The 25,546-nt window shown below is 27.3% G+C and carries 22 protein-coding genes, 1 tRNA gene, 2 riboswitches and 1 other annotated feature; of the genes, 12 read left to right on the forward strand and 11 right to left on the reverse strand.

Annotation, left to right across the window (positions count from 1 at the left end):
• Positions 1-56: 56 nt before the first annotated feature.
• Positions 57-2,210 carry a YhgE/Pip domain-containing protein gene (locus H9660_RS02630; protein WP_191748271.1) on the forward strand — a complete coding sequence of 718 codons (2,154 nt, stop codon included), beginning with the start codon at positions 57-59 and terminating at the stop codon, positions 2,208-2,210.
• Between the two features lie 169 nt (positions 2,211-2,379).
• Here the strand turns inward: H9660_RS02630 and H9660_RS02635 are convergent, their stop codons facing one another.
• Complete coding sequence (locus H9660_RS02635) at positions 2,380-2,895, reverse strand: deoxynucleotide monophosphate kinase family protein (RefSeq protein WP_191748273.1); 516 nt, start codon at positions 2,893-2,895, stop codon at positions 2,380-2,382.
• Positions 2,896-3,370: 475 nt separating this feature from the next.
• Between H9660_RS02635 and H9660_RS02640 the strand changes: the two genes are divergently transcribed.
• From H9660_RS02640 to leuA, 5 genes are all read left to right on the forward strand, one after another.
• A tRNA-Leu gene (locus tag H9660_RS02640) sits at positions 3,371-3,456 on the forward strand.
• Positions 3,457-3,663: 207 nt separating this feature from the next.
• Positions 3,664-4,320: a GyrI-like domain-containing protein gene (locus H9660_RS02645; RefSeq protein ID WP_191748275.1), complete on the forward strand. Its 657-nt coding sequence runs from the start codon at positions 3,664-3,666 to the stop codon at positions 4,318-4,320.
• A 77-nt stretch (positions 4,321-4,397) separates the two neighbouring features.
• The gene (gene ppaX / locus H9660_RS02650; RefSeq protein ID WP_191748277.1) at positions 4,398-5,030 is read left to right on the forward strand and encodes a pyrophosphatase PpaX; all 633 of its coding nucleotides are present in this window, start codon (positions 4,398-4,400) and stop codon (positions 5,028-5,030) included.
• 19 nt (positions 5,031-5,049) lie between these two features.
• Positions 5,050-6,009, forward strand: a complete 960-nt coding sequence (locus H9660_RS02655; RefSeq protein ID WP_191748279.1) for a D-2-hydroxyacid dehydrogenase — start codon at positions 5,050-5,052, stop codon at positions 6,007-6,009.
• Between the two features lie 72 nt (positions 6,010-6,081).
• Positions 6,082-6,280, forward strand: a binding site (T-box leader).
• A gap of 49 nt (positions 6,281-6,329) precedes the next feature.
• Positions 6,330-8,000 carry a 2-isopropylmalate synthase gene (gene leuA / locus H9660_RS02660; RefSeq protein ID WP_191748281.1) on the forward strand — a complete coding sequence of 557 codons (1,671 nt, stop codon included), beginning with the start codon at positions 6,330-6,332 and terminating at the stop codon, positions 7,998-8,000.
• 152 nt (positions 8,001-8,152) lie between these two features.
• On the opposite strand, the gene aspD is transcribed toward leuA, so the two are convergent.
• Positions 8,153-9,811 (reverse strand): aspartate 4-decarboxylase, encoded by a 1,659-nt coding sequence (aspD, locus tag H9660_RS02665; RefSeq protein WP_191748283.1) that lies wholly within the window; start codon positions 9,809-9,811, stop codon positions 8,153-8,155.
• 251 nt (positions 9,812-10,062) lie between these two features.
• Positions 10,063-10,140, forward strand: a riboswitch (glycine riboswitch).
• 2 nt (positions 10,141-10,142) lie between these two features.
• A riboswitch (glycine riboswitch) is annotated at positions 10,143-10,227 on the forward strand.
• Between the two features lie 86 nt (positions 10,228-10,313).
• Between aspD and H9660_RS02670 the strand changes: the two genes are divergently transcribed.
• Both H9660_RS02670 and H9660_RS02675 read left to right on the forward strand, forming a co-directional pair.
• Positions 10,314-11,690, forward strand: coding sequence for an alanine/glycine:cation symporter family protein (locus tag H9660_RS02670; protein ID WP_191748285.1), 1,377 nt, complete (start codon positions 10,314-10,316; stop codon positions 11,688-11,690).
• 292 nt (positions 11,691-11,982) lie between these two features.
• Positions 11,983-12,957, forward strand: coding sequence for a glycoside hydrolase family 73 protein (locus tag H9660_RS02675; RefSeq protein ID WP_191748287.1), 975 nt, complete (start codon positions 11,983-11,985; stop codon positions 12,955-12,957).
• A gap of 148 nt (positions 12,958-13,105) precedes the next feature.
• Here the strand turns inward: H9660_RS02675 and H9660_RS02680 are convergent, their stop codons facing one another.
• The 6 genes from H9660_RS02680 to H9660_RS02710 all read right to left on the reverse strand — a co-directional run bounded on the left by H9660_RS02680 (position 13,106) and on the right by H9660_RS02710 (position 17,926).
• Entirely contained in the window at positions 13,106-13,375 is a 270-nt protein-coding gene (locus tag H9660_RS02680) for an acylphosphatase (RefSeq protein ID WP_191748289.1), read from the reverse strand.
• 242 nt (positions 13,376-13,617) lie between these two features.
• The gene (locus H9660_RS02690) at positions 13,618-14,679 is read right to left on the reverse strand and encodes an ABC transporter substrate-binding protein (RefSeq protein ID WP_191748292.1); all 1,062 of its coding nucleotides are present in this window, start codon (positions 14,677-14,679) and stop codon (positions 13,618-13,620) included.
• Positions 14,666-15,475, reverse strand: a complete 810-nt coding sequence (locus H9660_RS02695) for an ABC transporter permease (protein WP_191748294.1) — start codon at positions 15,473-15,475, stop codon at positions 14,666-14,668. The genes H9660_RS02690 and H9660_RS02695 overlap by 14 nt, the downstream gene beginning before the upstream one ends.
• On the reverse strand, positions 15,469-16,320 hold the full coding sequence (locus H9660_RS02700; RefSeq protein ID WP_191748296.1) for an ABC transporter permease: 852 nt from the start codon (positions 16,318-16,320) through the stop codon (positions 15,469-15,471). Before H9660_RS02700 ends, H9660_RS02695 begins: the two co-directional genes overlap by 7 nt.
• On the reverse strand, positions 16,320-17,363 hold the full coding sequence (gene potA / locus H9660_RS02705) for a spermidine/putrescine ABC transporter ATP-binding protein (RefSeq protein WP_191748298.1): 1,044 nt from the start codon (positions 17,361-17,363) through the stop codon (positions 16,320-16,322). Before potA ends, H9660_RS02700 begins: the two co-directional genes overlap by 1 nt.
• A 23-nt stretch (positions 17,364-17,386) precedes the next feature.
• Positions 17,387-17,926, reverse strand: a complete 540-nt coding sequence (locus tag H9660_RS02710; protein WP_191748300.1) for a cupin domain-containing protein — start codon at positions 17,924-17,926, stop codon at positions 17,387-17,389.
• Positions 17,927-18,381: 455 nt separating this feature from the next.
• Between H9660_RS02710 and H9660_RS02715 the strand changes: the two genes are divergently transcribed.
• A complete protein-coding gene (locus tag H9660_RS02715) occupies positions 18,382-19,416 on the forward strand; it encodes a GNAT family N-acetyltransferase (RefSeq protein WP_191748302.1) in 1,035 nt (344 codons plus the stop codon).
• 121 nt (positions 19,417-19,537) lie between these two features.
• The gene (gene pflA, locus H9660_RS02720; RefSeq protein WP_191748304.1) at positions 19,538-20,251 is read left to right on the forward strand and encodes a pyruvate formate-lyase-activating protein; all 714 of its coding nucleotides are present in this window, start codon (positions 19,538-19,540) and stop codon (positions 20,249-20,251) included.
• Positions 20,252-20,423: 172 nt separating this feature from the next.
• On the opposite strand, the gene H9660_RS02725 is transcribed toward pflA, so the two are convergent.
• The 3 genes from H9660_RS02725 to H9660_RS02735 all read right to left on the reverse strand — a co-directional run bounded on the left by H9660_RS02725 (position 20,424) and on the right by H9660_RS02735 (position 23,012).
• Complete coding sequence (locus tag H9660_RS02725; RefSeq protein ID WP_191748306.1) at positions 20,424-21,050, reverse strand: 3'-5' exonuclease; 627 nt, start codon at positions 21,048-21,050, stop codon at positions 20,424-20,426.
• 134 nt (positions 21,051-21,184) lie between these two features.
• On the reverse strand, positions 21,185-22,090 hold the full coding sequence (rocF, locus tag H9660_RS02730; RefSeq protein WP_191748308.1) for an arginase: 906 nt from the start codon (positions 22,088-22,090) through the stop codon (positions 21,185-21,187).
• A gap of 289 nt (positions 22,091-22,379) precedes the next feature.
• The gene (locus H9660_RS02735; protein WP_191748310.1) at positions 22,380-23,012 is read right to left on the reverse strand and encodes a hypothetical protein; all 633 of its coding nucleotides are present in this window, start codon (positions 23,010-23,012) and stop codon (positions 22,380-22,382) included.
• A gap of 223 nt (positions 23,013-23,235) precedes the next feature.
• Between H9660_RS02735 and H9660_RS02740 the strand changes: the two genes are divergently transcribed.
• Together H9660_RS02740 and H9660_RS02745 are read left to right on the forward strand one after the other, a co-directional pair.
• Positions 23,236-24,708: an LCP family protein gene (locus H9660_RS02740; RefSeq protein ID WP_191748312.1), complete on the forward strand. Its 1,473-nt coding sequence runs from the start codon at positions 23,236-23,238 to the stop codon at positions 24,706-24,708.
• Between the two features lie 137 nt (positions 24,709-24,845).
• A complete protein-coding gene (locus tag H9660_RS02745; RefSeq protein ID WP_191748314.1) occupies positions 24,846-25,490 on the forward strand; it encodes a site-2 protease family protein in 645 nt (214 codons plus the stop codon).
• Positions 25,491-25,546 lie beyond the last annotated feature (56 nt).

The following is a 25,546-nucleotide window of genomic DNA, read 5'->3' on the forward strand; positions in this document are numbered from 1 at the left end:
TGATTTAGGTGAAAAATAAAGTTATTACTAAAGATAAGCCTTATATGGAGGGAAAAATGAAAAATATATTTAAAATATTTATTAGAGATTTAAAAAGTGTTTTAAAAAATTGGGTTGCATTAATAATTATATTAGGACTTATTGTACTACCGTCTTTATATGCTTGGTTTAATATAAGAGCAAGTTGGGACCCTTATGGGAATACTGGTGGTATAAAGGTTGCTATTGTTAATAATGATAAGGGGGGAAATCTTCAAGATAAGTTTATAAGTATTGGAGATGAGCTTGTAGAAAAACTTAGAGAAAATACGAGTTTAGGATGGCAGTTTGTTTCTGAAGAAGAAGGGAATATTGGAGTTGAAAGAGGAAAATATTATGCAACTATAATAATTCCTGAAGAGTTTACAGAAGAAACCTTATCAATAGTTAATAGGCCAATTAAAAGGCCAATATTAATATATAAGGTTAATGAAAAGAGCAATGCTATTGCACCAAAAATAACTGATAAGGGAGTTACTACAATAAAGTCGCAGGTTGATAGTAATATAATTGAAACTGTAGATGGGGTAATATTTAAGATACTAAATGAAGCAGGAGTTAGTTTAGAAGGGTCTAAGGATAAAATATTAAAGCTTATGAATGGAATTATTAGCTTAAATGAAAGAATACCTGAAATTGAAAATATAATAAATGAGGCAGCAGATGGAAGCTTAAAAGCAGAAGGTTTAGTAGAAAAAGCAAAAGAAAATCTTCCATTATTAGATGAGACTTTGTCTTCAAGTGATAGTTTATTAGTTGATACTAAAAATGCTTTAGAAAAGTCAAAAGGAGCATTAAAAGAAGTAGCACCAGTAGTAAAATCTGATTTAGAATTAGTAAATAGAGAACTTAATAATTTAGAAGGTATTATTAACTCACTTATAAATACTACTATAGATAAAAATGCTATTATAAATGGACTTGATAATATTAGTATTAAATTTGGAGAAATAAATAGTAAGATTAATAGTGTTTTAAAAGCATTAGAGCCATTATCTAAGTTTAATGAAAATATAAAAGAAATAGTTAATGATTTAAATTTAGCAAGTTCTAAAATAAATTCAGCAATAGACATTATTGGAAACATACAAAGTGAAATTAATAATGCAAAACCTATAGATAAAACTAAACTTCAAGAAATTAAAACTTTAATAGAAAGTAATAAAAGTATAATAAACAATATTTTAAATAATTATGATTCTACATATATTCCAGCTATAAATAACGCAATAGATGAACTAACTAATATTAGTGATAATAGTATTAAGCTTATAGGAGAAGCAAGAGAAGCTATTCCAGATATAAATAGTTTGCTTGATACTTTAGATAAAGCATTAAATTTAGGAATGGAAGATATAGAAAAACTAAGAAATGAAATGCCAACTATAAAGAGTAGCTTAGGAGAAATATCAAGGAAATTATCAACAATAAATAACGAAGGTGAAATAGATAAATTATTATCTCTTTTAAAAAATGATTGGGAAGCTGTAAGTGAGTTTTTAGCAAGTCCTGTAGAAATTGAAGAAGAAATATTATTTTCTATTCCTAACTATGGATCAGCTATGTCACCATTTTATTCAACTTTAGCTTTATGGGTAGGATCCCTAATATTAGTTTCACTTTTAACTACTGAACCCCATGGATTTAAAGAAAAAATTAAATTTAAACCTTATGAAAAATACTTTGGAAAGTTATTAACCTTTGGAGTTATAGGAATGTGTCAAACAATAATTCTTACCTTAGGAGATTTGTATTTATTAAAATGCTATGTATTAAATAAATGGCTATTTATAGGCGTCAGTATATTAAGTAGTATAATATTTATTATTATAGTCTATACATTAGTATCTATATTTGGAAATGTAGGAAAGGCACTAGCAGTAATATTATTAGTTATACAAGTAGCTGGAGCAGGAGGAACCTTCCCAGTAGAAGTAATGCCAAGTTTCTTTAAAAAAGTAAATCCATTACTACCTTTTACCTATGCAATTTCAGCAATGAGAGAAGCAGTAGCAGGTATAGTTAAAGAAAACCTAACTAGAGATATACTTATGCTTTTAAGCTATGGAGTAATATTTATAATAATAGGATTATTCTTAAAAGGGCCTATTAATAAGGCAAGTAAGAAATTTATAGAAAAATTAAATGAAAGTGGACTGATAGGACACTAATATAAGATTGCATAGCAATCTTATAAATTAAGAATTAAGAATGAAAAATGAAGAATTTAGGAGGTTTTGCTACAGCAAAACTTAATTTCAATTGTGCATAGCACATTCTTTTCAAAAATCTGAAGGATTTTTTTCTTTAATTTTTCATTCTTAATTTTAAATTTTTCATTTAAATTATGTGTTCGATAATAGAGTTTATTTCTTTTATTTCCTTGTCTGTGTAAGTTTCTATTTTATAGTCATATGAGTAATCGTCTAATGCTCTTTCTGTTTTATGGTTATTTTGTTCTGTTGTTAAATTACTTTTATAATCTAATCTAGTTATATGTATAGAAATAGTTTCCCCTATGGCTCTTAAACATTCTATTTCCTTAGGAAATCTTGCATCTGGTATTATAGCTATATCAAAATCATCTTTAGATAAGTTCAGTATTTGAAGTAGTTCATTAATCAAGAACATCTCGTCTTGTTCTCTCATTTTATCTCCTAATTTTTGAAGAATATCTCTACCAATATCATCTTTAACTCCATTCCAATTATAGACTTGAGTTGCAACCATTTTTAAGTAATCAGCATAATGAATTATAAAAACTTTTTTTCCTTTGCTTTCTAGTATAAATTTAAGCTTTTTTGCAAGAGTGTCTTTACCATGTCCTGCACCACCAGAAATTGATATACATTTCATTAATATGTCCTCCTTGGCATCATATAATATATGAGATAACTTTTAGAAAGTTATAAAAATGTTATCTAGTGAATAACATTTTTAATTTCATTCCTTCAGTTAGCAAAGAGATAAACATTGTATGAGGTTGACTTGGAGCGTATGCGACGGAGCAAGGAATATAATGTTTATCTCTTATTTTATTACTTAGGAAATTATATCTATGTACAAATTGTAGATAATTTTATCAGAATAGTAAAATTCGTAGTGTAAGAATTAGAGTTCTTATAATTTCCTTCCTTCAGTTTGGAAGTGTTAAAATATCATAGCAAGGTGACTTGGAGCTGTAAGGCGGAACCTGATATGATACTTTAACACTTTTTTTATATTAAAATTATAAAAATACTTATATATATTAATAAGTTTCTTAAAGATTATATCATAACATATTTATAATTATTGAAAAATATATTATAATAAATTAAAATTATATTATGCGGATGTGGCGGAATGGCAGACGCATCATCTTGAGGGGGTGACGGGGGTATCCTCGTGCGGGTTCAAGTCCCGCCATCTGCACCAATTTATAGATTTTAGATTAAGAATATAAATTAATAGATAGTAAAAAGAAAGGTCAGAGTATATTTTATTCTGACTTTTATAATTTTCAACATTTAGTTGTAAATATTGAAATATCATAGTAAGGTGAATTGGAGCTGGAAGGCAGATCCTGGATATGATGCTTTAACACTTTTATTATTATTTATAATAAGTTATAGGAGAATTATTATGGAAAAAATAGATTATAAAAAGAAATATAAGGAGTTATATTTACCTAAAACAAGTCCTATGGAAATATTAGTGCCTAAAATGAACTTTATAATGGTTGATGGAAAAGGAGATCCTAATGATAAAGAAGGGGAGTATCCAAAGGCAATTGAGTTGTTATATGCTATATCATATACAATAAAGATGAATAAGGAAATTAGAAAAGAAATAGAAGGATATTTTGATTATGTTGTTCCACCTCTAGAAGGGTTATGGTGGTTAGAAGATGATGACATGGATTTTAGTAAAAAACATAAATATATTTGGACATCTATGATAAGACAACCTGAATTCGTTACTAAGGAAATTTTTGAACTTGCTTGTAATGAAGTTAAAAAGAAAAAGCCTAATTTAGATGTAAGTAAAGCAAGATTTGAAGTTTTTAACGAAGGATTATGTGTCCAATGTATGCATATTGGTTCTTTTGATGAGGAATATAAAACTACTGCTAAAATGGATGAGTATATTAAAGAAAATAACTTAATTGATGATATATGCGGAGTTTATGAAGATGGAAAAATAAAAAGACATCATGAAATATATTTATCAGATCCAAGGAGATGTAGTGTAGAAAAAATGAAAACTGTAATTAGACATCCTGTAAGAAGGAATGTGTAATTTTGCCTAAGTATATTTTAATATGTTATTATTAAATAAAGTAATAAAATTTAAGCGTAAGATAAATTGGAGGAAATATGATAAAAGCAGTATTATTTGATTTAGATGGAACATTATTAGATACAAATGAATTAATATATAGTTCTTTTGTAAAGACTTTTAAGGATAAATTACAAATGGAATTATCAAGAGAAGAAATAGTAGATTTTTTTGGTAGACCATTAGGAGAGCCTTTTAAAAAATATGCTAAAAGAGATAATGTTGATGATTTAGTTGCTTATTATAGAGAATATAATGAAGCTATACATGACACAATGTGTTTTGCCTTTGATGGTGTTAAAGAACTATTAGATGGATTAAAGGAAAGAAATATAAAAATCGGAATAGTTACTTCAAAAAGAGCAGAGCTTGCAATTAGAGGAATGAAGGTAGCTGGAATATATGATTATATGGATGTAATTATTACTCCAGAATCTACAGAATTACATAAGCCTAATCCAGATCCATGTTTAAAGGCTTGTAGTGATTTAGGTATAGAACCTAATGAAGCAATGATGGTTGGAGATAGTATTTATGATATATATTCTGGAAAATCAGCTGGATGTAAAACTTGTGGAGTAAATTATACTTTTATTGGATTAGATACTTTAAAAGCTTCAGAGCCAGATTATTTAATAGATAGACCAGAAGATATATTAAAATTAATATAGTAATTTTGGAGGGTAATAGATGAAAAACATAGTTATTTTAGATGGACAAACTCTAGGTAATTTAGATTTTGATGCATTAAAGGAATTTGGAAATGTAGTTAATTATGATACTACAAAACCAGAAGAAGTAATAGAAAGAATTAAGGATGCTCATATAGTATTAACTAATAAGGTAGTATTAAATGAAAATAACTTAAAAGAAGCTAAAAGTTTAGAACTTATATGTGAAACTGCAACAGGCTTTAATAATATAGATATAGTTTATGCAAAGAATAATAATATTGCAGTAACAAATGTAGCTGGATATTCTACTAATACAGTGGCACAACATACTTTTGCTACAGTTTTATCTTTATATGATAAGCTTGCGTATTATGATAATTTTGTAAAATCAGGAGAATATGCACAAAGTACTTTATTTACAAATGTAAGTAATCCATTTTATGAACTTGAAGGTAAGACTTGGGGAATAATTGGACTTGGAGCTATTGGAAGAAGAGTTGCTAAGATAGCAGAAGCTTTTGGTGTAAATGTAATTTATTATTCTACATCAGGAAAAAATTCAAATAGCGACTATAAAAGAGTTGAATTTAATGAGCTTTTAGAAACTTCAGATATAATTTCTATTCATGCACCATTAAATGATGATACTAAGGGATTAATTAATTATGAGGCTCTTAAGAAAATGAAGAAAAATTCTATACTAGTTAATATGGGAAGAGGACCTATAGTTGTGGAGAAAGACCTTGCAAAGGCAATAGATGAAGAACTTATTGCTGGAGCTGCTTTAGATGTTTTTGAAGTAGAACCTATAGCTTTAGATAATCCTTTAGTTTCAGTTAAGAATAAGGATAGATTGGTTTTAACTCCTCATATTGCTTGGGCTAGTGTAGAAGCAAGAAATAGATTGTTTAAAGAAGTCATAAATAATATAAAAGCCTTTTATAATGGTGAAATAAGAGGAAGAGTAGAATTATAAAATTAATAAAGAATTCCTAGAAATGTTTGACAAATTATAAATAATATAGTATATTACTAATTAAATCAATAAATAAAAGCGTAGAATGAGAGTAGTAAAAAGTAAGATTAATCAAAGCGAGTAGAGGTTTGGTGAGAGCTCACATATAATCCCTTTTGAACTTGCTCAGGAGCTATAAGACTGAATGGGGAAGTAGGTCTTGTCGGTATATTTATACCGTTAAATAAATTAAGTTTAAAACTTGGATGGTACCGCGTAAATCGCTCCAAATATAGGAGGGTTTATGCGGTTTTTTATTAAATTAAAAGGGGGCATTTACAATGAATTATAAAAAGTATAAAAAATTTCAAACTATAAAATTAAAGGATAGAACTTGGCCAGATAAGGAAATAGCAAAAGCACCTATATGGTGTAGTGTGGATTTAAGAGATGGAAATCAAGCTTTAATTAATCCAATGACAGTAGATGAAAAAATTAAAATGTTTAATCTTTTAGTTGAATTAGGCTTTAAGGAAATAGAAGTAGGATTTCCTTCAGCTTCACAAATAGAATTTGATTTTTTAAGAAGATTAGTTGATGAAAATTTAATTCCAGATGGAGTTAAAATACAAGTATTAACTCAGGCAAGACAACATTTAATAAAAAGAACTTTTGAGGCTTTAGAAGGTGTTAAGGAAGCTGTTCTTCATATTTATAATTCAACATCTATATTACAAAGAGATGTAGTATTTAATATGAGCAAGGAAGAAATTAAAGCCATTGCAGTAGAGGGAACTAAATTAGTTAAGGAATATACTGAAGAATTTAATGGGAAAATATATTTAGAATATTCTCCAGAAAGTTTTACAGGAACTGAAGTTGAATATGCTTTAGAAATATGTGAAGCAGTTTTAGATACATGGGGTGCAACTGAAGATAAAAAAGCAATTATTAATTTACCTTCTACAGTGGAAATGGATACTCCTAATGTATTTGCAGATCAAATAGAATGGATGAGTAGAAATTTTTCTAATAGAAATAGAGTTATTTTAAGTGTTCATCCACATAATGATAGGGGAACTGGAGTAGCAACTGCTGAACTTGCTATTTTAGCAGGAGCAGATAGAATTGAAGGAACTTTATTTGGAAATGGTGAGAGAACTGGTAATGTAGATATTATTAATTTAGCTTATAACATGTTTTCTCATGGAATAGATCCAAATCTTAAATTAGATGATATAAATAAGGTTATAGATATATATGAAAGGTGTTGTAAGATACCAGTTCATATAAGACATCCATATGCAGGAGAATTAGTATTTACAGCTTTCTCTGGATCTCATCAAGATGCAATTAATAAGGGAATGAAAAAATATATGGAAAGAGGTAGTGAACATTGGGAAGTACCGTATTTACCTATAGACCCTAGAGATTTAGGAAGAGAATATGAAGCTTTAGTTAGAATAAATAGCCAGTCTGGAAAAGGCGGAGTAGCCTTTGTACTAGAAAGTCATTATGGTTACAAGATGCCAAAGAGAATGCATAAAGAATTTGGTGAAATTATTCAAGGTATAACTGAAAAAGTTGGTGAAATAGCACCAAAGGTAATTATGGACAAGTTTACTGAAGAATATTTAGAAGTAAAGGGACCATTTAAATTAATTAAATTTAAAGTGGAAGATAATGATGGTATAGAAGATAATAGAGAAAATACTAAAATTAAAATTGCTATTTCCTATAATGGAGAAGAAAAAACAGTTGAGGCTAAAGGAAATGGACCAATAGACTCATTAAAGAAGGCCTTAGTAAAGAGTAAATTAGTAGAAACAAGTATTATGGATTATATAGAACACTCACTTGGAGAAGGTTCAGAAGCAAAAGCTGCAGCCTATGTTGAAATGAAGAGAGTAGATACACAAAAAACTACCTTTGGAGTAGGTGTAGATAGTAATATAACAGTAGCATCAATAAAAGCCGTCTTTAGTGCTATAAACAGACTTTATGGGAATTAAGAATGAAAAATTAAGAATGAAGAATTTAGGAAAAAACTCCTTAAGGAGTTTTGGAAAATAAAAAAATAAGTATTTCTGAAGGAAATACAACCTTAATTTTACATTCTTAATTCTACATTTTACATTTAAAGAGCTGTCTTATGACAGCTCTTTTACTGTGCTTTTCTTGAAGTATTTATTTGAGTTAATTTATTTTTTTCGTATTCTTTAATTAAATCTGTTAATATCTTTTTTAGGGCTTTTCCTATAATGTAATAACAATTGTCATTTAAGTTTGCTAATGAAACCCTAAAGGACCATTCTGATGAAGCAAAGCCATCTCCATTTAGTAGAACTACAGAATAGTTTTTAGCTAAATCATATAATATATCAAATGGAGTATATTTTTCAGAAATAAAGTTAGCTAAATCTTCATTATATTTATTTTTAGCCCATTCAATTATATTAATTTCAGTATAGTAGGAAGCATCCATAGGATTTTCTTTAAGTTTTATTTCTAAGCCTTGGAATAAAAGAGACTTACGTCTTCTACATATTTCTATTGTTAAATCTTTATAATTGTTATTTATATCTACAAGAGCAGAAGCACAGAATAAGGCCATTTGAACTTGCTGTGGAGTAGAAAGGCCTGCTGTATGATTTAGAGCAACTTGTCTACTATCTGCAACTAATCTATCAATAAAAGGTACATTCTCAGGATTTAAGTTCATATGCTTATATCTATTATTTAAATTAATTTTTTCTTCCTCAGAAAGATTTTTAATTAAATCATCAAATATATTGTTTTTGTTTAATAATATAGTTCCTAGTCTCCAACCTGTAACACCAAAGTATTTAGATAAAGAGTAAACTCCTATAGTGTTATAAGGTAAATATGAAATTACTGATTTAAAATCATTAATGAATGTACAATAAACATCATCTGTTATAATCATTAAATTAGGATTATAATTTTTAACTACATTTACTAAATTATTTATACATTTATCATTAAGCGCAATGGAAGCTGGATTATTTGGATTAACAATAAATAAAGCTTTTATATTTTTATCCTTAAGTTTTTCAAGTTCTTCCATAGGATATTGATAAGTTGGATTATTTTCGTTATCTATTTCATTTGCATGTATCCTAATTACGTTAAAATTATAATTAGGTAAGTGAGGTATTTCTAAATATGGAGTAAATATTGGAGTCATTAGGGCAATAGTATCACCTTTATGAAGAAGATTATTCGCAACTAATGATTCAAAAATATAACACATTGCAGCAGTTCCGCCTTCTACAGCAAAAACATCAAAACTACTATCGTATGTATTATTTGCACATAATTCTTTAATTAAGTATCTGTTTACTATTTTTTCTATATGTAAAAGCATCCTATCTGGAAAAGGATAGTTATCACCTATAATTCCATCACATAATTCAAATAAGAATTTATCTTTATTAAATTTAAACTCGTCAATACAAAAATCTACTATATCTTTTAATAGTTCTATCCCTGGCTCAGTTGTATTTTCGTTATAGTAGTTTACAAATCTATTATAAATTCCATCTTGTTTTGGCATTCCAGCTAAGCTATCTATGCTAAATGTTCTTTGACATTCTGAAACTGCAAATTGTCCTAAGGTAAAAAAAGCTTGTCTAGGCTTTGAGGATGTCCAATTAGGATTTCCTCTACCTGCATCTAAAACAGTACCGTTAAATTGTTCTTTATTTAGGTTAGCTAATTTTATTAGATTATCTTTAAATTCGAAGGGGCTTATTCTACCATAAAGTTTTCTTAAAGACTCCTTACTTAATATAGTATCCATTTATGGTTCTCCTTTTTATGTTTAATTATATATAATAGTATATATTTATAAAGAAAAAAATCAATGATTTCTTGCAAAAAATATAATTAATGAAATAATTAATTCAAAAAATGAAGAATTGAAAAAATATAATATTATTAAATACTTAATATTGATAATTTAATAATATTATATATAGTCTTTTGTTAAAATTATTCTTGAAATAAATAAAATATAAATATATAATAATTCTATAATTTAATAACGTTCGGTTGAAGGTAGTGGGAGAGTGATTTTTATAAATCCACCGAAGAAGTAAATCTTTCAGGTATTAGGACCGCTATTGGACGAACCTCTGGAGAGACTCGTAAAGAGCACCGAAGGAGCAAGGTAACTAATAATTTAGTTATTGAAACTCTCAGGTAAAAGGACAGGGGATAGGGTAAAAGTTTAGGTTATAAGTATATAGCCTATTCGTGTTATCTATTCTCCTCCGTAAAATAATTTTAAGGGGGATTTTTTTATGTTAAACAAAATTCAATTATTACTAAGTGCTGTAGACAGCATAATATGGGGACCACCATTATTAATATTATTGGTTGGGACAGGTATTTATTTAACCATAAGACTTAAATTACTTCAAATTTTTAGGTTACCATTAGCTTTTAAGTATATCTTTTCAAAAGAAGAAGATGATGATGCTAAGGGTGATGTATCAAGTTATGGAGCATTATGTACAGCTTTATCTGCAACTATAGGAACAGGAAATATAGTAGGTGTAGCAACAGCTATAAAAGCAGGAGGTCCAGGAGCATTATTTTGGATGTGGATTGCAGCTTTTTTTGGAATGGCAACAAAATATGCAGAAGGTGTTCTTGCAATAAAATATAGAGAAGTTGATGAAAATGGGCAAATGTCTGGTGGACCAATGTATTATATAAAAAATGGTTTAGGATTAAATTGGTTAGCTAAGTTATTTGCAATATTTGGGGTTGGAGTTGCGTTACTTGGAATAGGAACTTTTGGACAAGTAAAATCAATTGCAGATGCAGCACAAATAGGGTTTAATATACCTATAATAGTTACAGCTATAGTTGTTACATTGTTAGTAGCATTAGTAACGCTAGGAGGAATACAAAGAATATCAAAGGTATCAGAAAAAGTAGTGCCATTCATGGCAATTTTATATATATTAGGAGTTATGCTAGTTTTAATATTTAATTTTAATAAAATACCATCATCTATTGCACTTATTATAGAAAGTGCTTTTAATCCTAAAGCAGCTTTAGGTGGTGCTGCTGGAATAACTATATCAATAGCAATGCAAAGAGGAATTGGAAGAGGAGTGTTTTCTAATGAAGCAGGTCTTGGTAGTGCTCCAATTGCAGCGGCTGCAGCTAAAACAAATTCTCCAGTAAGACAAGGATTAATTTCAATGACAGGAACTTTTATAGATACAATAATCATTTGTTCAATGACAGGTATAGTAATAGTTATAACAGGTAGTTTTAGTGGAAATCTAGAAGGAGCAGCATTAACAACAGCAGCTTTTGAAGCAGGACTTCCTATATCTATAATTGGTAAATATATAGTAAATATAGGTCTTATATTTTTTGCTTTTACAACTATATTAGGATGGAATTATTATGGTGAAAGATGTATAGAATATTTATATGGAGTAAAGGGAATAAAGCCATATAAATTTATATTTATTTTATTAGTAGGATTAGGATCATTTTTGCCTTTAGAGATGATTTTTATTATAGCAGATATAGTAAATGGATTAATGGCTATTCCAAATTTAGTAGCTTTAATAGGATTAAGAAAAGTAGTTATAGAAGAAACAGAAAATTATTTTTATGAATTAAAGGAAGTAGATAAAGAATGTATTTCTGTATAGAATCTAAAATTTAAATATTTAGTGTGTTATGTAAAATAATTATATAACACACTTTTTATTCTTTTGGAAATTATAAAAGTGTTACCCTGTGAATAACATTTTTATAATTTCCAACCTTCAGTTTGCAAAGAGATAAACATTGTATGAGATTGACTTGGAGCGCATGCGACGGAGCAAGGAATATAATGTTTATCTCTTATTTTATTAAATATTAATTGGAATTTATTAATAAGATATAAAATTTATGAATAGAATTATATGATGATATTATTAAGTAAAGTGGGGTGAAAATTTGCAATATAGAGGGACTTATAGAGGATTAAATGATATAAAAAAATCATATATAGATAGTAAAACAAATAAATTATTTTTATCTCTAATATTCATTATGGTTCTTATAGGAACAACTTTTATAGCAACCTTTAATTTAAAGGAGAAAAGTAAGGATGAAATTCATTTATCAAAAGATCAAATTATAAGTTATATAAATTTAGCAGATGAATTAAGCAAAGAAGGATATCAAATAAATTGGCAAGAAGTTGCTGCAATTAATTCTGTTTTAAATAATGAAAGTTTTGAAATAAAAGAAGATAATATAAGTAAAATAGGAGAAGCATTGATAAAGAAAGATAAAAATGGAAAGGTAATTGGTATAAATACATTTAAAGTTTCAATCAAAAATTTGAAATTTAACTCTAATCAAGAAGAGTTAGCAAATAATAACTTAAAGGCTTTAGAAAATAATTATATCAATGAAAAACTATCAAAGGATGAAGAAAAAATAGAGTTCATAAAAAATATATATGAAGTCGCAATTGATAATTATAAGGATTACGGAATCTTACCATCAATTACTATTTCTCAAGCTATTTTAGAATCGGGGTGGGGAGATTCTACCTTATCTGAAGAATATAACAACCTTTTTGGAATAAAGGCTGATAATAGATGGAGTGGGAATACAGCAGAGATAGAAACCAAAGAAAACTATGATGATGTAATAGTTGGAGCATTTAGAGCTTACGATAACTTTAAATCATCAATTAGAGATCACGGTAAATTTTTATACGAAAACGAAAGATATAGAAATAATGGGCTTTTTGAAGGTAAAAATTATAAGGAACAAGCACAAGCTTTGGAAGATGCAGGATATAGCACAACTAAGGATGAAGAAGGAAATTTAATATATGCAGATAAGCTTATAAGAGTAATTCAAGAAAATAATTTAATGCTCTACGATAAGATTGCGAAGCAATCTTTAAATGAATAATGTATAATGTAGAATGTAAAATTAAGGATGTTTTGCACAGCAAAACTTAAAATATATTGGTGCGAAGCACTTTTTGTAAAAATCAGAAGGATTTTTTTTCCTAAATTCTACATTCTTCATTCTTAATTTTTCATTATAAAAGGTGTTTTTATTTTATTGTGAATTTCTTTTCCGTTGGGATTATGTTTATTTCTTTTTTCGAAATAGAGGTTACTCTAATAAAGAAGTTTCCTTTATTTATAATACTAATAAATTTTAGTATTAAGTTTTTATCTCCTTGAACTTCCATTTCTACCATACCGTTTGACATATTATGTACCCAGCCAGTTAAATTCATATTTAAAGCATTCATTTGACAGAAGTATCTAAAACCAACTCCTTGAACTCTACCAGAAACTACTATATAATATCTAACCATATTATCCTCCTTGGATATAGAAATATATAAAATTATACCATAGAGTATTAAAATAAAGAATATTCTAAATAGAGTTATTCAATATAATAAATCAATGCTATAATTTAAAGGAAAGTTTTAAATAGAGGGCAATTATGGAAAAGTCATTAGTGCTTATAAAGCCATATGCAGTTAATAAAAATTTAATAGGAAAAATTATTAATACGTATGAATAAAAGGAGCTGTTTTTAACAGCTCCTTTTTTAATTGATTTTTACTTTTAACCAGGAATCGTCATATAGTTTAATGTCGCTTCCTAAATCCTTAAAGATTTCACATTTATCTAAAACTTCTTCTGATGGATAAACTGTTTCATCTTCTTGAGTTTCTATATCTAAAAGTTCATATGCAGCAGCATTAGGTGTTGCATAACCTATATACTCAACATTTTGTTTTGCATTTTCAGGATCGCATAAGAAATTTATAAATTCTTCTGCTTCAGTTTTATGTTTTGCTCCTTTTGGAATAACCATAACATCAAACCATTTATTAGAACCTTCTTTAGGAACAACATATTGAAGATTTAAATCAGAAGCTTCCTCTTGAATGAAGATTGCATCACCAGAATAAACAGTAGCAAATAGAGCTTCACCATTTATCATCTTATCTTTAACTTCATCCATTACATAAGATTGAACTAAAGGTTTTTGTTTAATAAGCTCATTAGCTGCTTCATCTAACTCTTCTTTATTAATAGAATTTATAGAGTAACCTAATCTTGCTAAGGAAATAGCTAAGGTATCTCTTATTGAGTCAAACATAAAAATTTCACCCTTATATTTAGAATTCCATAATATATCCCAGCTGTCTACTTTTTCAGTAACTTTATCAGCATCATATATTATTCCTATTGTTCCCCACATATATGGAACAGAGTATTCATTATTAGGGTCATAAGGTAAGTTTTTAAAATCTTCTCCTATATTTGCATAGTTGGGTATATTAGTAAAATCTATTTTTTCAAGCATATCTTCTTTTAACATTTTCTCAACCATATAGTCGGAAGGGAAAATTAAATCATAGGTACCAGGACTATTTTTTACCTTTTGATACATTATCTCATTTGATTCATAAGTATCATAAACAACCTCTATACCTGTTTCTTCTTCAAACTTATCTATTAAGTCTTCATCTATATAGTCACCATAATTAAATACATTTAAAGTTCTTTTTCCGCTATCTTCATTGTTTTTACATCCAACAAAAGATGAGGATATTAAAACTAATGATGATATTAAAGCAACAAATTTTTTAAGCTTTTTCAACTTTATCACCTCTTGTAAATTCTTTTCTATTAGCTATTAATAGAAGTGTTAATACTGTTACAAACATTAGAGTAGAAAGGGCATTTATTTCTGGTTTAATACCTCTTCTAGCCATTGCAAATATTTCTATTGATAGGTTTGTAACTCCTGGTCCTGTTGTAAAGAAGCTTATAACAAAATCATCTACAGACATTGTAAATGCCATAAGCATACCAGCAAAAATACCAGGTTTAATTTGAGGTAATATTATTTTTCTTAAAGTATAAAATGGAGTAGCACCTAAGTCTAGAGCAGCATCCTCTATATTTTCTGGAAGTTGTCTAAGTTTAGGTAAAACTGCAAGTATTACATATGGAATATTAAATGTAATATGAGCAAGCAACATTGTAGTAAATCCAAAATCTAATTTAGTAATAGGTCTTATAAATATGAATAAACTCATTAGTGCAATACCAGTTACTATATCAGGATTTAAAACAGGTAAATAATTTATATTTAATAGTAGGGCTTTTTTAGGACCCTTCATTTTATTAATGCCAATAGCAGCTAAGGTTCCTATTACTGTTGCAACTAATGAAGAAATTATTGCAATAACAATAGTATAAAATAATGCTTTTAAAATTGTGTCATTATTAAATAATTCAACATACCATCTTAAAGTAAAACCAGACCATTTTCCCATAGTTTTAGAATCATTAAATGAGAAAATTATTAAGGCAGCAATAGGCATATATAAAAATATGAAAATTATTACTAAATAAAACTTTTTAATAAAGTTTTCAAATCCTTTTACCATAATTGTCCGCCTCCTTCTTTAGCTTCAGAGCTATCAAATAAACTCATTATAGCCATACAAATTAAAATAATTGCCATCATAAATATTGATATTGATGAACCGAAGTTCCAATCACCCATAGTAGTGAATTGTTGTTCTATTAAGTTTCCTAAAAGTGTATATTGTCCACCACCTAATAATCTAGAAATTACGAAAGTAGAAACAGCTGGCATAAACACCATTGTAATTCCAGATATTACTCCAGGCATACTTAAAGGTAAAACTATTTTTCTGAAAATTTGACTTCTATTTGCACCTAAATCAGCAGCAGCATTTAATAGATTAGTATCTATTTTAGTTAATACTGTGTAGATAGGTAATACCATAAAAGGTAAAAAGTTATATATCATACCTAAGATTACAGCACCATCATTATATAGGAAGTTAAAAGGTCCAAGACCAATATAACCAAGAAGATTATTTATAAATCCATTTTTGCCTAGTATAGGTAACCAAGCGTAAGTTCTAAGCAAGAAATTCATCCACATCGGAACTATAAATAACATAATTAAAATATTACCCTTTGATGGTTTCATTTTAGAAATAATATAGGCTACAGGATAACCAAGTATTAAACACCAAAATGTAGATAAAAATGCAAGCCATAAACTTCTTTCAAAAACTTTAATATATTGAGGTTGAACTAATCTTTTAAAGTTTTCAACTGAAAAAGCATAGCCATCAGGGGTAGATACTGTAAAACCAAAAAATAAAACTATTAATAAAGGAATTATAATAAATAAAATACTCCAAAAGATAAATGGATATGAAGCAATATTCTTTCTAGATACCTTTGACTTATTCATTAGTTAGATACCTTTCTCATAATATGAATATCTTCTGGATAAATATCTAATCCAATTACTGAATTAACTTCTGCAAATTTAGTATTGTGTAATATCCATTTATTATTTCCTTCTTCAACTTCTATTTCGTAGTGAACTCCTTTAAATATTATTGATTTTACAATTCCTTTTAACATACCCTTATCTTCAGGTACCATTTTTATATCTTCAGGTCTTATAACTACATCAATTAATTCGTTTTTATTAAATCCTTTATCTACGCAATCAAATACTCTATTAGAAAATTCAACTTTAAAATCATCAAGCATTTTTCCATCAAATATATTACTTTCACCTATAAAATCAGCTACAAAAGCATTAGCAGGCTCGTTATATATATCTTCTGGAGATCCCATTTGTTGAATCTTTCCTTTATTCATAACTATAATTGTATCAGACATAGTTAATGCTTCTTCTTGATCGTGAGTTACGAATATAAAAGTTATTCCAAGTCTTTGTTGAATTCTTTTAAGTTCTATTTGCATTTCTTTTCTAAGTTTTAAATCTAATGCTCCAAGTGGCTCATCAAGTAGAAGAATTTCAGGTTCATTAACAAGAGCTCTAGCAATTGCTACTCTTTGTTGTTGACCACCACTTAAAGAGTCAATTTTTCTTTTTTCAAAACCTTCAAGAGCAACTAGTTTTAGCATTTCTTTTACTTTTTTATCTATTTCATCTTTAGGGGTTTTCTTTATTTTTAATCCAAAAGCTATATTTTCATAAACATTCATATGAGGAAATAAAGCATATTTTTGGAATACGGTGTTTACTTGCCTCTTATATGGAGGTAAAGAAGAGATATCAGTTCCATTAAATAGAACCTCTCCTGTATCAGCTTCTTCAAAACCAGCAATAATTTTTAGTGTTGTGGTTTTTCCACATCCACTAGGTCCAAGTAATGTTAAAAATTCATTCTTTTTAATATTTAATGAAAGGTTATCTAAAACACAGTTATCTTCAAAAGTTTTAGAGACACCTTTTAATTCTATAATATTTTGTTTCAAAATAAACACCTCTTTCTACAAATTTAAAATGATGGTGGAGTACTAATCCAAATTACTTTTGCTGGAGTTTTCCCAGCATTTGAAATATAGTGGTTAGATTTAGGTTTAAAATAAAAACTTTCCCCTTTTTTAACTTTAAATTTCTTATTTCCTAAGTGTAATATTATAGTTCCAGATAATACATATCCAAATTCTTCACCTTGATGAGGTTCTTCTTCTATATATTGCCCTTCAGGTTCTAAAGTTATCATAATAGGTTCCATTTCATTTTTTTGAGCATTTGGTATAAGCCACATTAGTTTATACTTCAAGTCTTCATTTTCTGTTTCAAACATATCTTCATATGTAAAAGTAACCTTTTCTTCACTAGCATCACTAAAGAACTCTGTTAAATTGGTTCCAAGTATTTCTAATATATCTATTAAAGTTGCTATTGAAGGGGAAGTTAAATCATTTTCTACTTGGGATATAAAGCCTTTAGATAATTCACATCTATTAGCTAATTCCTCTTGAGTTAATTGTTTTTCGATACGAAGTCTACGTATCTTTTCACCGATTTCCACAAATACACCTTCCGTCTTATATATTTTCTTATACTAAACCTTAGGTTTAAAATTACTAAACAAACAATAGTAATTATATAGATTTATTATAAATAAATCAATGTTTTTTTATAAAAAATATGAAAAAAATTATTCTTTAGAATCATTGGTATTATTAAGGTATGGTGGATTTTGTTTTTGGATTGTTTAATAAAACAACACTTAAAGTTTAGTAATACTAAATATTTAAAAAGAAGATAATTAAATGAGAAAAATTAAGAATCTTTAGAAAGTAGATATAATCTTATTTTATTAAATTGATATATTTTAATAAGTATTAGTATAATTAATAAAATATAGTAATTTGTTTACGGTAAATATTAGATAATGCTTATACTTGTTGATAAAACTTTCATTTTATGAGATAGTTAATTATATATTGACTTTAAAAGAAGGAAATATTTATAGGTGGTATAATGAATAAAAATTTAAATTTATATAGAAGAAATGGTCAATTGGTTTATATAAAGTCTCCAGAATTTAATGAATTATCTTTTGTTAAAGATTTATGGGCGGATAAAAGAAATATGGATGACTTGGGAGAGGGGTATTTCTTTCCAAAGGATAAATGGGATATGTTCTATAAAAAAATGATAAATCCAACTGATGGCAAAAATTTTTATTGTTTAGTTTATGATTTAAATGAAAATCCCATAGGGGAAGTTAGCTTTCATGGTTATAATTCTGCAACAAAGGTAGCAAGGATAAATATCAAAATTCATTATGATAATAGGCGTAATGGTTATGGAGAAGAGGCGCTAAGATTACTTTTAGAATATTATTTTTTTGAATTTGGTGGTGAGGCAATAATAGACTCAACAACTACAAGTGCAGGAAAAGCTTTATTAAAGAAAATTGGCTTTGAAGAGCTAAATAATTTTAGAAATCAAGGGACTTATAAATTAACTAAAAAGAGATTTTTAAATTGTAAAATAAAAGATAAAAAAACCATAGCTATTTTAAAATATGAAAATATCAGTTTAACAGAATATTCTATTATTTTTTATATATTCAATAAAGTAAATGAAATTTTAAATGAAAAATATTTTGAGTTATATACTGTATCAGATGAAAGTGATTTTATTAATGAAGAATTTTATCCAGATATAGTATTTATTCCAGGAGGAGAAGGAGTTAAAGAAGCTATAAATAAGAATCTTCTATTTAAATATATAGAAAAAGTATATAGTCAGTGTAATTATATAGCTACATTTTCCAATGGATTATACTTCTTAAATGGATTATATAATATAAAAGGAATATCTATACCAAACTGTGATTACGAAATAGAAAATGTAATAAAAATAAATAAAAATTTTGTTGATAATGGAAAAATAATGATTTCGAGTAATTTAATAAGTCATATTGAATTATGTATAAATATAGTTAAAAAAGTAGCTGGTGATGATATAAGTATAAAACTATCTAAGGCACTAGGATGTATATATTAAAAATATATTGGAGAGTGGACAAATTATAATATAAAAATTATAATTATTAAGCAATTTTAGATAATTTGTTTTATTATAAGCAATTTTAGATAATTTGTTTTATTAATAGAGGTGAAAATAAATGATAAAAGGTAGAATACATTCAATTGAAACTATGGGGCTTGTAGATGGGCCAGGAATTAGAGTAGTAGTTTTTTTTCAAGGTTGTAAATTAAGATGTACGTATTGTCATAATCCAGATACATGGAATGAAAATACTGGTACAGAATATACTGTTGAGGAAGTAGTAAGTAAAATTAAAAGATTTAAAAGTTATTTCCAAACATCTGGAGGGGGAGTTACTTTTTCTGGTGGAGATCCACTTAGACAACCTGAATTTTTACTAGAAGTATTAAAAGCTTGTAAATCTGAAGGGATACATACTTGCTTAGATACATCAGGTGTTGGATTTGGAGATTATGAAGAAATACTTAAATATACTGATTTAGTATTATATGATGTTAAACACTTAACTGAAAAAGGATATTTAGAACTAACTGGGTTTAAAATTGATGAAACTAATAAGTTCTTAGAGGCTGTGAGAAAAAATCAAACTAAGCTTTGGATTAGACAAGTGGTTTTACCAGGAGAAACAGATAGTGATGAATATATGGAAAAACTAAAGGAATTTGTTGGCTCTTTAGATAATGTTGAAAAGGTAGAATTATTACCATACCATTTATTGGGTAAAAATAAATACGAAAATCTAGGAATGAAATATAGATTAGATGGAGTTCCAGCTATGGATAAAGAAGTTTGTAAGAAGTTAAAAGAAAAATATTTTGGAGAATATTAAAATTTTATTAATAAACTCCTAGCGGAAGTTTTAAAAATAATATAAAAATGGCTGTAAATTCAATTGCAGCCATTTTTATAATTTCAATCCTTAAGTTTGGAAGTGTTAAAGTATCATAGCAAGGTGACTTGGAGCTTGCGACGGAACCTGGATATGATACTTTAACACTTTTTTATTTAAGTAAGTTTGAAAAATATCCTGCTGGAATTAATCCTTTTTTCATACCTTGTATAACTGTTAGATATGTTGCAGCTGTATCGAATCTTGCATCGTGATAATTACCACTACCTTCAAAAAGTTCATTTGCTTTATTAGCAATTTGTTCTTCTGTAATTCCTAAGTAATCTATTACCTCTGCAAGCTTAGGATTTTTAACTGTTCCAGATGGATTAAATATGTTGCAGATTGGCTTATAGTATGCCATTGTACAAAAAGTACGTTTAGGCTCCCAAGTAGTATCTATAAGACCTGCTTCCCATAATTGTTGTAATTCGTGTTTTAAGAATTTTACATCAAATTGTACATTATGACCAATTATAAAATCAGCATCAAAAAAGTCTGGCATAAATTCATGAACAAATTCTAAAAATTCCTTTCCATCAGAAAGTTCATAAAGTTTCTCCAAAGAAAAACCATGAATAGCTTCAGCTCCTTCATCCATACTATCGACTGTAAAGAAAAAGTTTTTACCAGTAGTTTTTTGTGGCTTTGTTGAAGCATCTATTACTATATAACTTAATTGACATATGTTGCCTGGTTTTATACTAGTAGTTTCTGTATCAAAAAATAATAGTTTCATTATATCCTCCTAAGATTAATATATATTATATAATAACATAAAATGAAAGGAAATTTAAAAGGATTTTAAAAAATAAGGACTGTTTTCATTTAAACAGTCCTTATATTAAGATATTTAATTTATATTATAAAATTCTATTTGCCTTCAAAGGACTTAGAAACAACTTTTAATAGTTCAAGACAAGTTTCTAAAGTTCTTTGATTATTATCTAACGTAGGGTTAAATTCTACAAAATCCATTGATCTTACTAAAGAAGTGTTTATGATAGTTTCAATAACTTCTTTACCTTCAGAAAAGGATAATCCATCTTCAACAGGAGTTCCTGTTCCTGGTACATATGATGGGTCTAAGCTGTCTATGTCAAAGCTAAAATGAATATTTTTAACATTAGATTTTTTTATAGCTTCTAATAATTCTATTAATATAGTTTTAATGCCCTTAGTTTTAATATCTTTCATGGTCCATACATTTAGATTATATTCCTTAATTATTTCAAGTTCACCTAAATCTAAGTCTCTACAACCTAATAAAAATACATTTTCAGGTTTAACCTTTTGGCCAGAATAATAAACATTTGTTAAAATTTCATGTCCAATTCCCATAGAACTAGCTAAAGGCATACCGTGAATGTTTCCTGATGGAGAGGTCTCTGGTGTATTTATATCACCGTGAGCATCTACCCAAACAACTGCAAGATCTTGTTCAAAAAACTTACTACTTCCAGCAATACTTCCTATTGCTAATGCATGATCTCCACCTATTATAAGTGGAAGAGATGAATTTTTTAAGGACTCATAAACTTTATCAGCTAGTCCATTATTTGATCTTACAACTTCATCTAAATACTTCATTTTTGCGTTTGCTGCGTATTTATCATTTGAAGAAACATTTTTTACATGAACTTCGCCCATATCACAGACTTCATGGCTTTTATTAAAGATATCTAGAAGGTTGTTCTCTCTTAAAACTTTTGGACCTTTTTCTACTCCAGGATTATCGCATCCGTAGTATAAAGGCATATCTATAATACTAATTTTCATAAAACAAACCTCCAAATTTTAATTTAAATATTAGGGCAATAAATATATATTAATAGGTTAAACTAAATATGTAAATAAAAAAATAAAAATTTTTTTTGAAAATTTATAATTTAATTTTTATTTAATAAAAATTAAATATATTACATTATATTTATATTTAAGTTATATAAAAAGGTGTCGTACTATGAAGTATTTTTGGATTAATCCATAAAAATAAAGAAAATTTAAGATAAAATATAAAAAATAAAAGGGTTATTTAATCCCTTTTATTAAAAGTTATAAGTATAATTTAAGATATCATTTCACTTAGTTTTTGTAATGCTTCATCTTTGCTATCAAAAGAAAATTTATTTTCCTTAATATAGTTTTGATCTGTTTCTGGTAAATTACTTATAGGTTTAGAATCACTATATACTTTTTTTTCAGATTCAATAATTTCTCCCTTTGAATCGGTTTTAAATACAGAAATATATCCGTTTTCTTCCCCAAGGTAATATTTATTAGGAGATAGGTTAGTACTATTAACTTCTTTTTCTCTAGTAAATGTAAGCTTTTGTTCATTTTTTTCTGATAAATTATATCCATTCTTTGAGAGTTCATTTGATAGCTCTTCTTCTGTAAGTTTTTCTTTTAAATTATATTTTGTGATTATGTTAGATAGTGTATCAATTATATCAACTTCATCCTTTGTTTTTAAAGTAATGAAAAGGTCATCGCTTAAGTATTTATTATCTGCATATACATTTTTATTTTCATCATCAACTTTAGAAGATTTTCTAGTTGGATTAGTAAGGTAATCGGTAATAAAATAACTAGCACAAAATGAAATTGTTAATAAAGTAGCTAATGATAGTAAAAAAGCAAATCTTTGTTTAGTAACTAAATTTCTTTTTGTAGATTCCTCATTTTTAAAATTCTTCATATATATCACTCCTTACCTTCATTCTTGACAAGAATTACAGAAAATAAACAAATAAAACATAAGAAGTATAAAATATAATTAAAAATTTATTAAAAAGTAAGAAAATTATATATAATGTTATAATTTTGTAATGAAAAAGACAAAATTATTGTGTATAATTAAATAAGTATTATTATGGAAGATAAAAAATCTATATAGTTTATTAGATAAGGAGAAAATTATAATGGATGAAAATCAATCAATAAAAGGGAGAAAGACTAAAAAGAATAAGAAGAAAAAAAGAAATAAAATTTTAATAATTACTATTTTGGGGATACTAGCCTTATTAATTGCAATACCAGTGGGGTATTATTACTACATAAGAAGTCAAGTTTATGTTGAGCCAACTCCATCAACTACTAAAAAAGAAGTAAGTTATAAAGAAGTTGAAGGAATTACCAATGTTTTATTAATAGGCACTGATGGAAGAACTAATGATGAACCAGCAAGATCTGATTCCATAATTATAGCTACCTTAGATAATAATAATAAAAAGGTTAAGTTAACATCTATAATTAGAGATACTTTAGTAGATATTCCGGAGTATGGAGAAAATAAAATAAATTCCGCATTCTTTTTTGGCGCTTCAGAATTAGATGATAAAGGAAACTTAAGGGGAGCAGAAGGTGGAGCTTCTTTACTTATGGAAACTATTGAAGAAAATTTTAATATTCATTTAGATAAATATATAATAGTTAATTTCTGGGGATTTGAAGCTATAATAGATGAAATTGGTGGAATAGAAGCAGATATTAAAGATTATGAAATAGATGAAGTTAATAAATATATTGGTGAATCAACAGGTGTTAATTCACCGCCAATAACTGAAACTGGTCTTCAAACATTAAATGGTCAACAAGCTCTTTCCTATGCAAGAATTAGATATGTTGGAAATGGTGGATTTGAAAGAGGAGAAAGACAAAATAAAGTATTATTACAAATAGCTACAAAATTAAAGGAAGTTAATCCTTTAAAATATGTAAGTATAGCAAATTCTTTAGCTAAACAAGTAAAAACTAATATTGATATACCAGAAGCTTTAAATTTAGCTTATACTATATACAAATTACCGAGTTTAGATTTTGAACAATTACAAATACCACAAACTGAACTTATAGCAAGAGATAATCTTTATAAGGATAGAGGTTGGTGTTTACTTATAGATTTAGAGCAAAATTCTAAAATCATGCATGATTTTATATTTAATGATAAGCTTCCAAATCCAGAGGAGTTTGATTTGATTTCAGTTGAAAATGTTGCTGCTATGTATGATGCAGAAGAAGCAAGATATAATTCGATTTATAATATAAAACCAGAAGATTACAATGATAAAAATCAAGAAGAAACTATAACACCAACTCCTCCTAAGGAAGAGAAACCTTCTAATAATCAAAATGATGTAAATAACAGTACGCCAAATAATGGAGGTACTAATAGTGGAAACAATAATGGTGGAAGTAATAATTCAGGAACGCAACAAGAAGGAACAACACCTGGATCAAATGAAGGAGTAACAAGTCCGGATGGAGCAACTGACGGAACTGATGGAGGAGAAACTAACGGAACAGGTACAGATGGAAGCACTTCAACTCAGAATCCTAATTCTGAAGTTCATAAAGAAGAAGGGCAAACAACTCAAAAACCATCAAATCCTTAAAATTTGTAATAAAATATAAGTCTTTATGTTTTAAAGTGGAATGTATAATGCATTCCACTTTTTTGAAAATAAATATAAAGTAAGTTATTTATAGAAAGTTATGATATAATCATAAAAAAGAAAAGAGGAGGATATATATGTCATCATATTTATATCAGAAAATAATTATTATACCTGCAATATTAATAGCCTTTGTTGCACAAGGGTATGCAAGAGCTAAGATGGCAGATAAATTAGGAGATAAAACACCGAGGTTTCAAGGTAGATTAAGTTTAAATCCATTAGATCATATAGATTTGATGGGATTTCTAATGATAATATTAACTGGTTTTGGATGGACTAAGCCGGTTGAAACTAATCCAAGTGCTTTTAAAAGAGGATATAAAGATGAAATAAAAGTTACTTTAGCTGGGATATTAGTTAATCTTTTAGTAGCTTTTATTACAATGTTCATACTTTTATTATGGGGAAACTTTTCAATTAGAGTATTACCATATTCTATTGCTAATATAGGATATGAGATGTTATGGAATATTAGTTTAATAAACATAAATTTATTTGTATTTAATTTATTACCAATTCCAGGTCTTGCAGGTTTTGATTTATTTAGAGAAATTAGTCCTAAGAACTTTTATAGATATGGATCAAAGTTATATGAATATCAAATAGTAATACTTTTAGCTATAGTATTATTAGGAAGTTATATATTAAAATATCCGGTTGTATTAATTTTTAGCTTATTTGCAAAGATAGCAGGATTAATTTTAGGAATATTTATTTAAAAATACAGTAAATAAAAGCTAAAGGGGATGTCTGCAGACATCCCCTTTATAGTAAA

Source organism: Clostridium gallinarum (assembly GCF_014836325.1).
Taxonomy (GTDB): Bacteria; Bacillota; Clostridia; order Clostridiales; family Clostridiaceae; genus Clostridium; species Clostridium gallinarum.

Excerpts from the sequence above, each read along its gene's own strand:
- H9660_RS02630 (WP_191748271.1), top strand. The coding sequence starts at position 57 with ATGAAAAATATATTTAAAATATTTATTAGAGATTTAAAAAGTGTTTTA.
- H9660_RS02635 (WP_191748273.1), bottom strand. The coding sequence starts at position 2,895 with ATGAAATGTATATCAATTTCTGGTGGTGCAGGACATGGTAAAGACACT.
- H9660_RS02645 (WP_191748275.1), top strand. The coding sequence starts at position 3,664 with ATGGAAAAAATAGATTATAAAAAGAAATATAAGGAGTTATATTTACCT.
- ppaX (WP_191748277.1), top strand. The coding sequence starts at position 4,398 with ATGATAAAAGCAGTATTATTTGATTTAGATGGAACATTATTAGATACA.
- H9660_RS02655 (WP_191748279.1), top strand. The coding sequence starts at position 5,050 with ATGAAAAACATAGTTATTTTAGATGGACAAACTCTAGGTAATTTAGAT.
- leuA (WP_191748281.1), top strand. The coding sequence starts at position 6,330 with ATGAATTATAAAAAGTATAAAAAATTTCAAACTATAAAATTAAAGGAT.
- aspD (WP_191748283.1), bottom strand. The coding sequence starts at position 9,811 with ATGGATACTATATTAAGTAAGGAGTCTTTAAGAAAACTTTATGGTAGA.
- H9660_RS02670 (WP_191748285.1), top strand. The coding sequence starts at position 10,314 with ATGTTAAACAAAATTCAATTATTACTAAGTGCTGTAGACAGCATAATA.
- H9660_RS02680 (WP_191748289.1), bottom strand. The coding sequence starts at position 13,375 with ATGGTTAGATATTATATAGTAGTTTCTGGTAGAGTTCAAGGAGTTGGT.
- H9660_RS02695 (WP_191748294.1), bottom strand. The coding sequence starts at position 15,475 with ATGGTAAAAGGATTTGAAAACTTTATTAAAAAGTTTTATTTAGTAATA.
- H9660_RS02700 (WP_191748296.1), bottom strand. The coding sequence starts at position 16,320 with ATGAATAAGTCAAAGGTATCTAGAAAGAATATTGCTTCATATCCATTT.
- H9660_RS02715 (WP_191748302.1), top strand. The coding sequence starts at position 18,382 with ATGAATAAAAATTTAAATTTATATAGAAGAAATGGTCAATTGGTTTAT.
- pflA (WP_191748304.1), top strand. The coding sequence starts at position 19,538 with ATGATAAAAGGTAGAATACATTCAATTGAAACTATGGGGCTTGTAGAT.
- H9660_RS02725 (WP_191748306.1), bottom strand. The coding sequence starts at position 21,050 with ATGAAACTATTATTTTTTGATACAGAAACTACTAGTATAAAACCAGGC.
- rocF (WP_191748308.1), bottom strand. The coding sequence starts at position 22,090 with ATGAAAATTAGTATTATAGATATGCCTTTATACTACGGATGCGATAAT.
- H9660_RS02735 (WP_191748310.1), bottom strand. The coding sequence starts at position 23,012 with ATGAAGAATTTTAAAAATGAGGAATCTACAAAAAGAAATTTAGTTACT.
- H9660_RS02740 (WP_191748312.1), top strand. The coding sequence starts at position 23,236 with ATGGATGAAAATCAATCAATAAAAGGGAGAAAGACTAAAAAGAATAAG.
- H9660_RS02745 (WP_191748314.1), top strand. The coding sequence starts at position 24,846 with ATGTCATCATATTTATATCAGAAAATAATTATTATACCTGCAATATTA.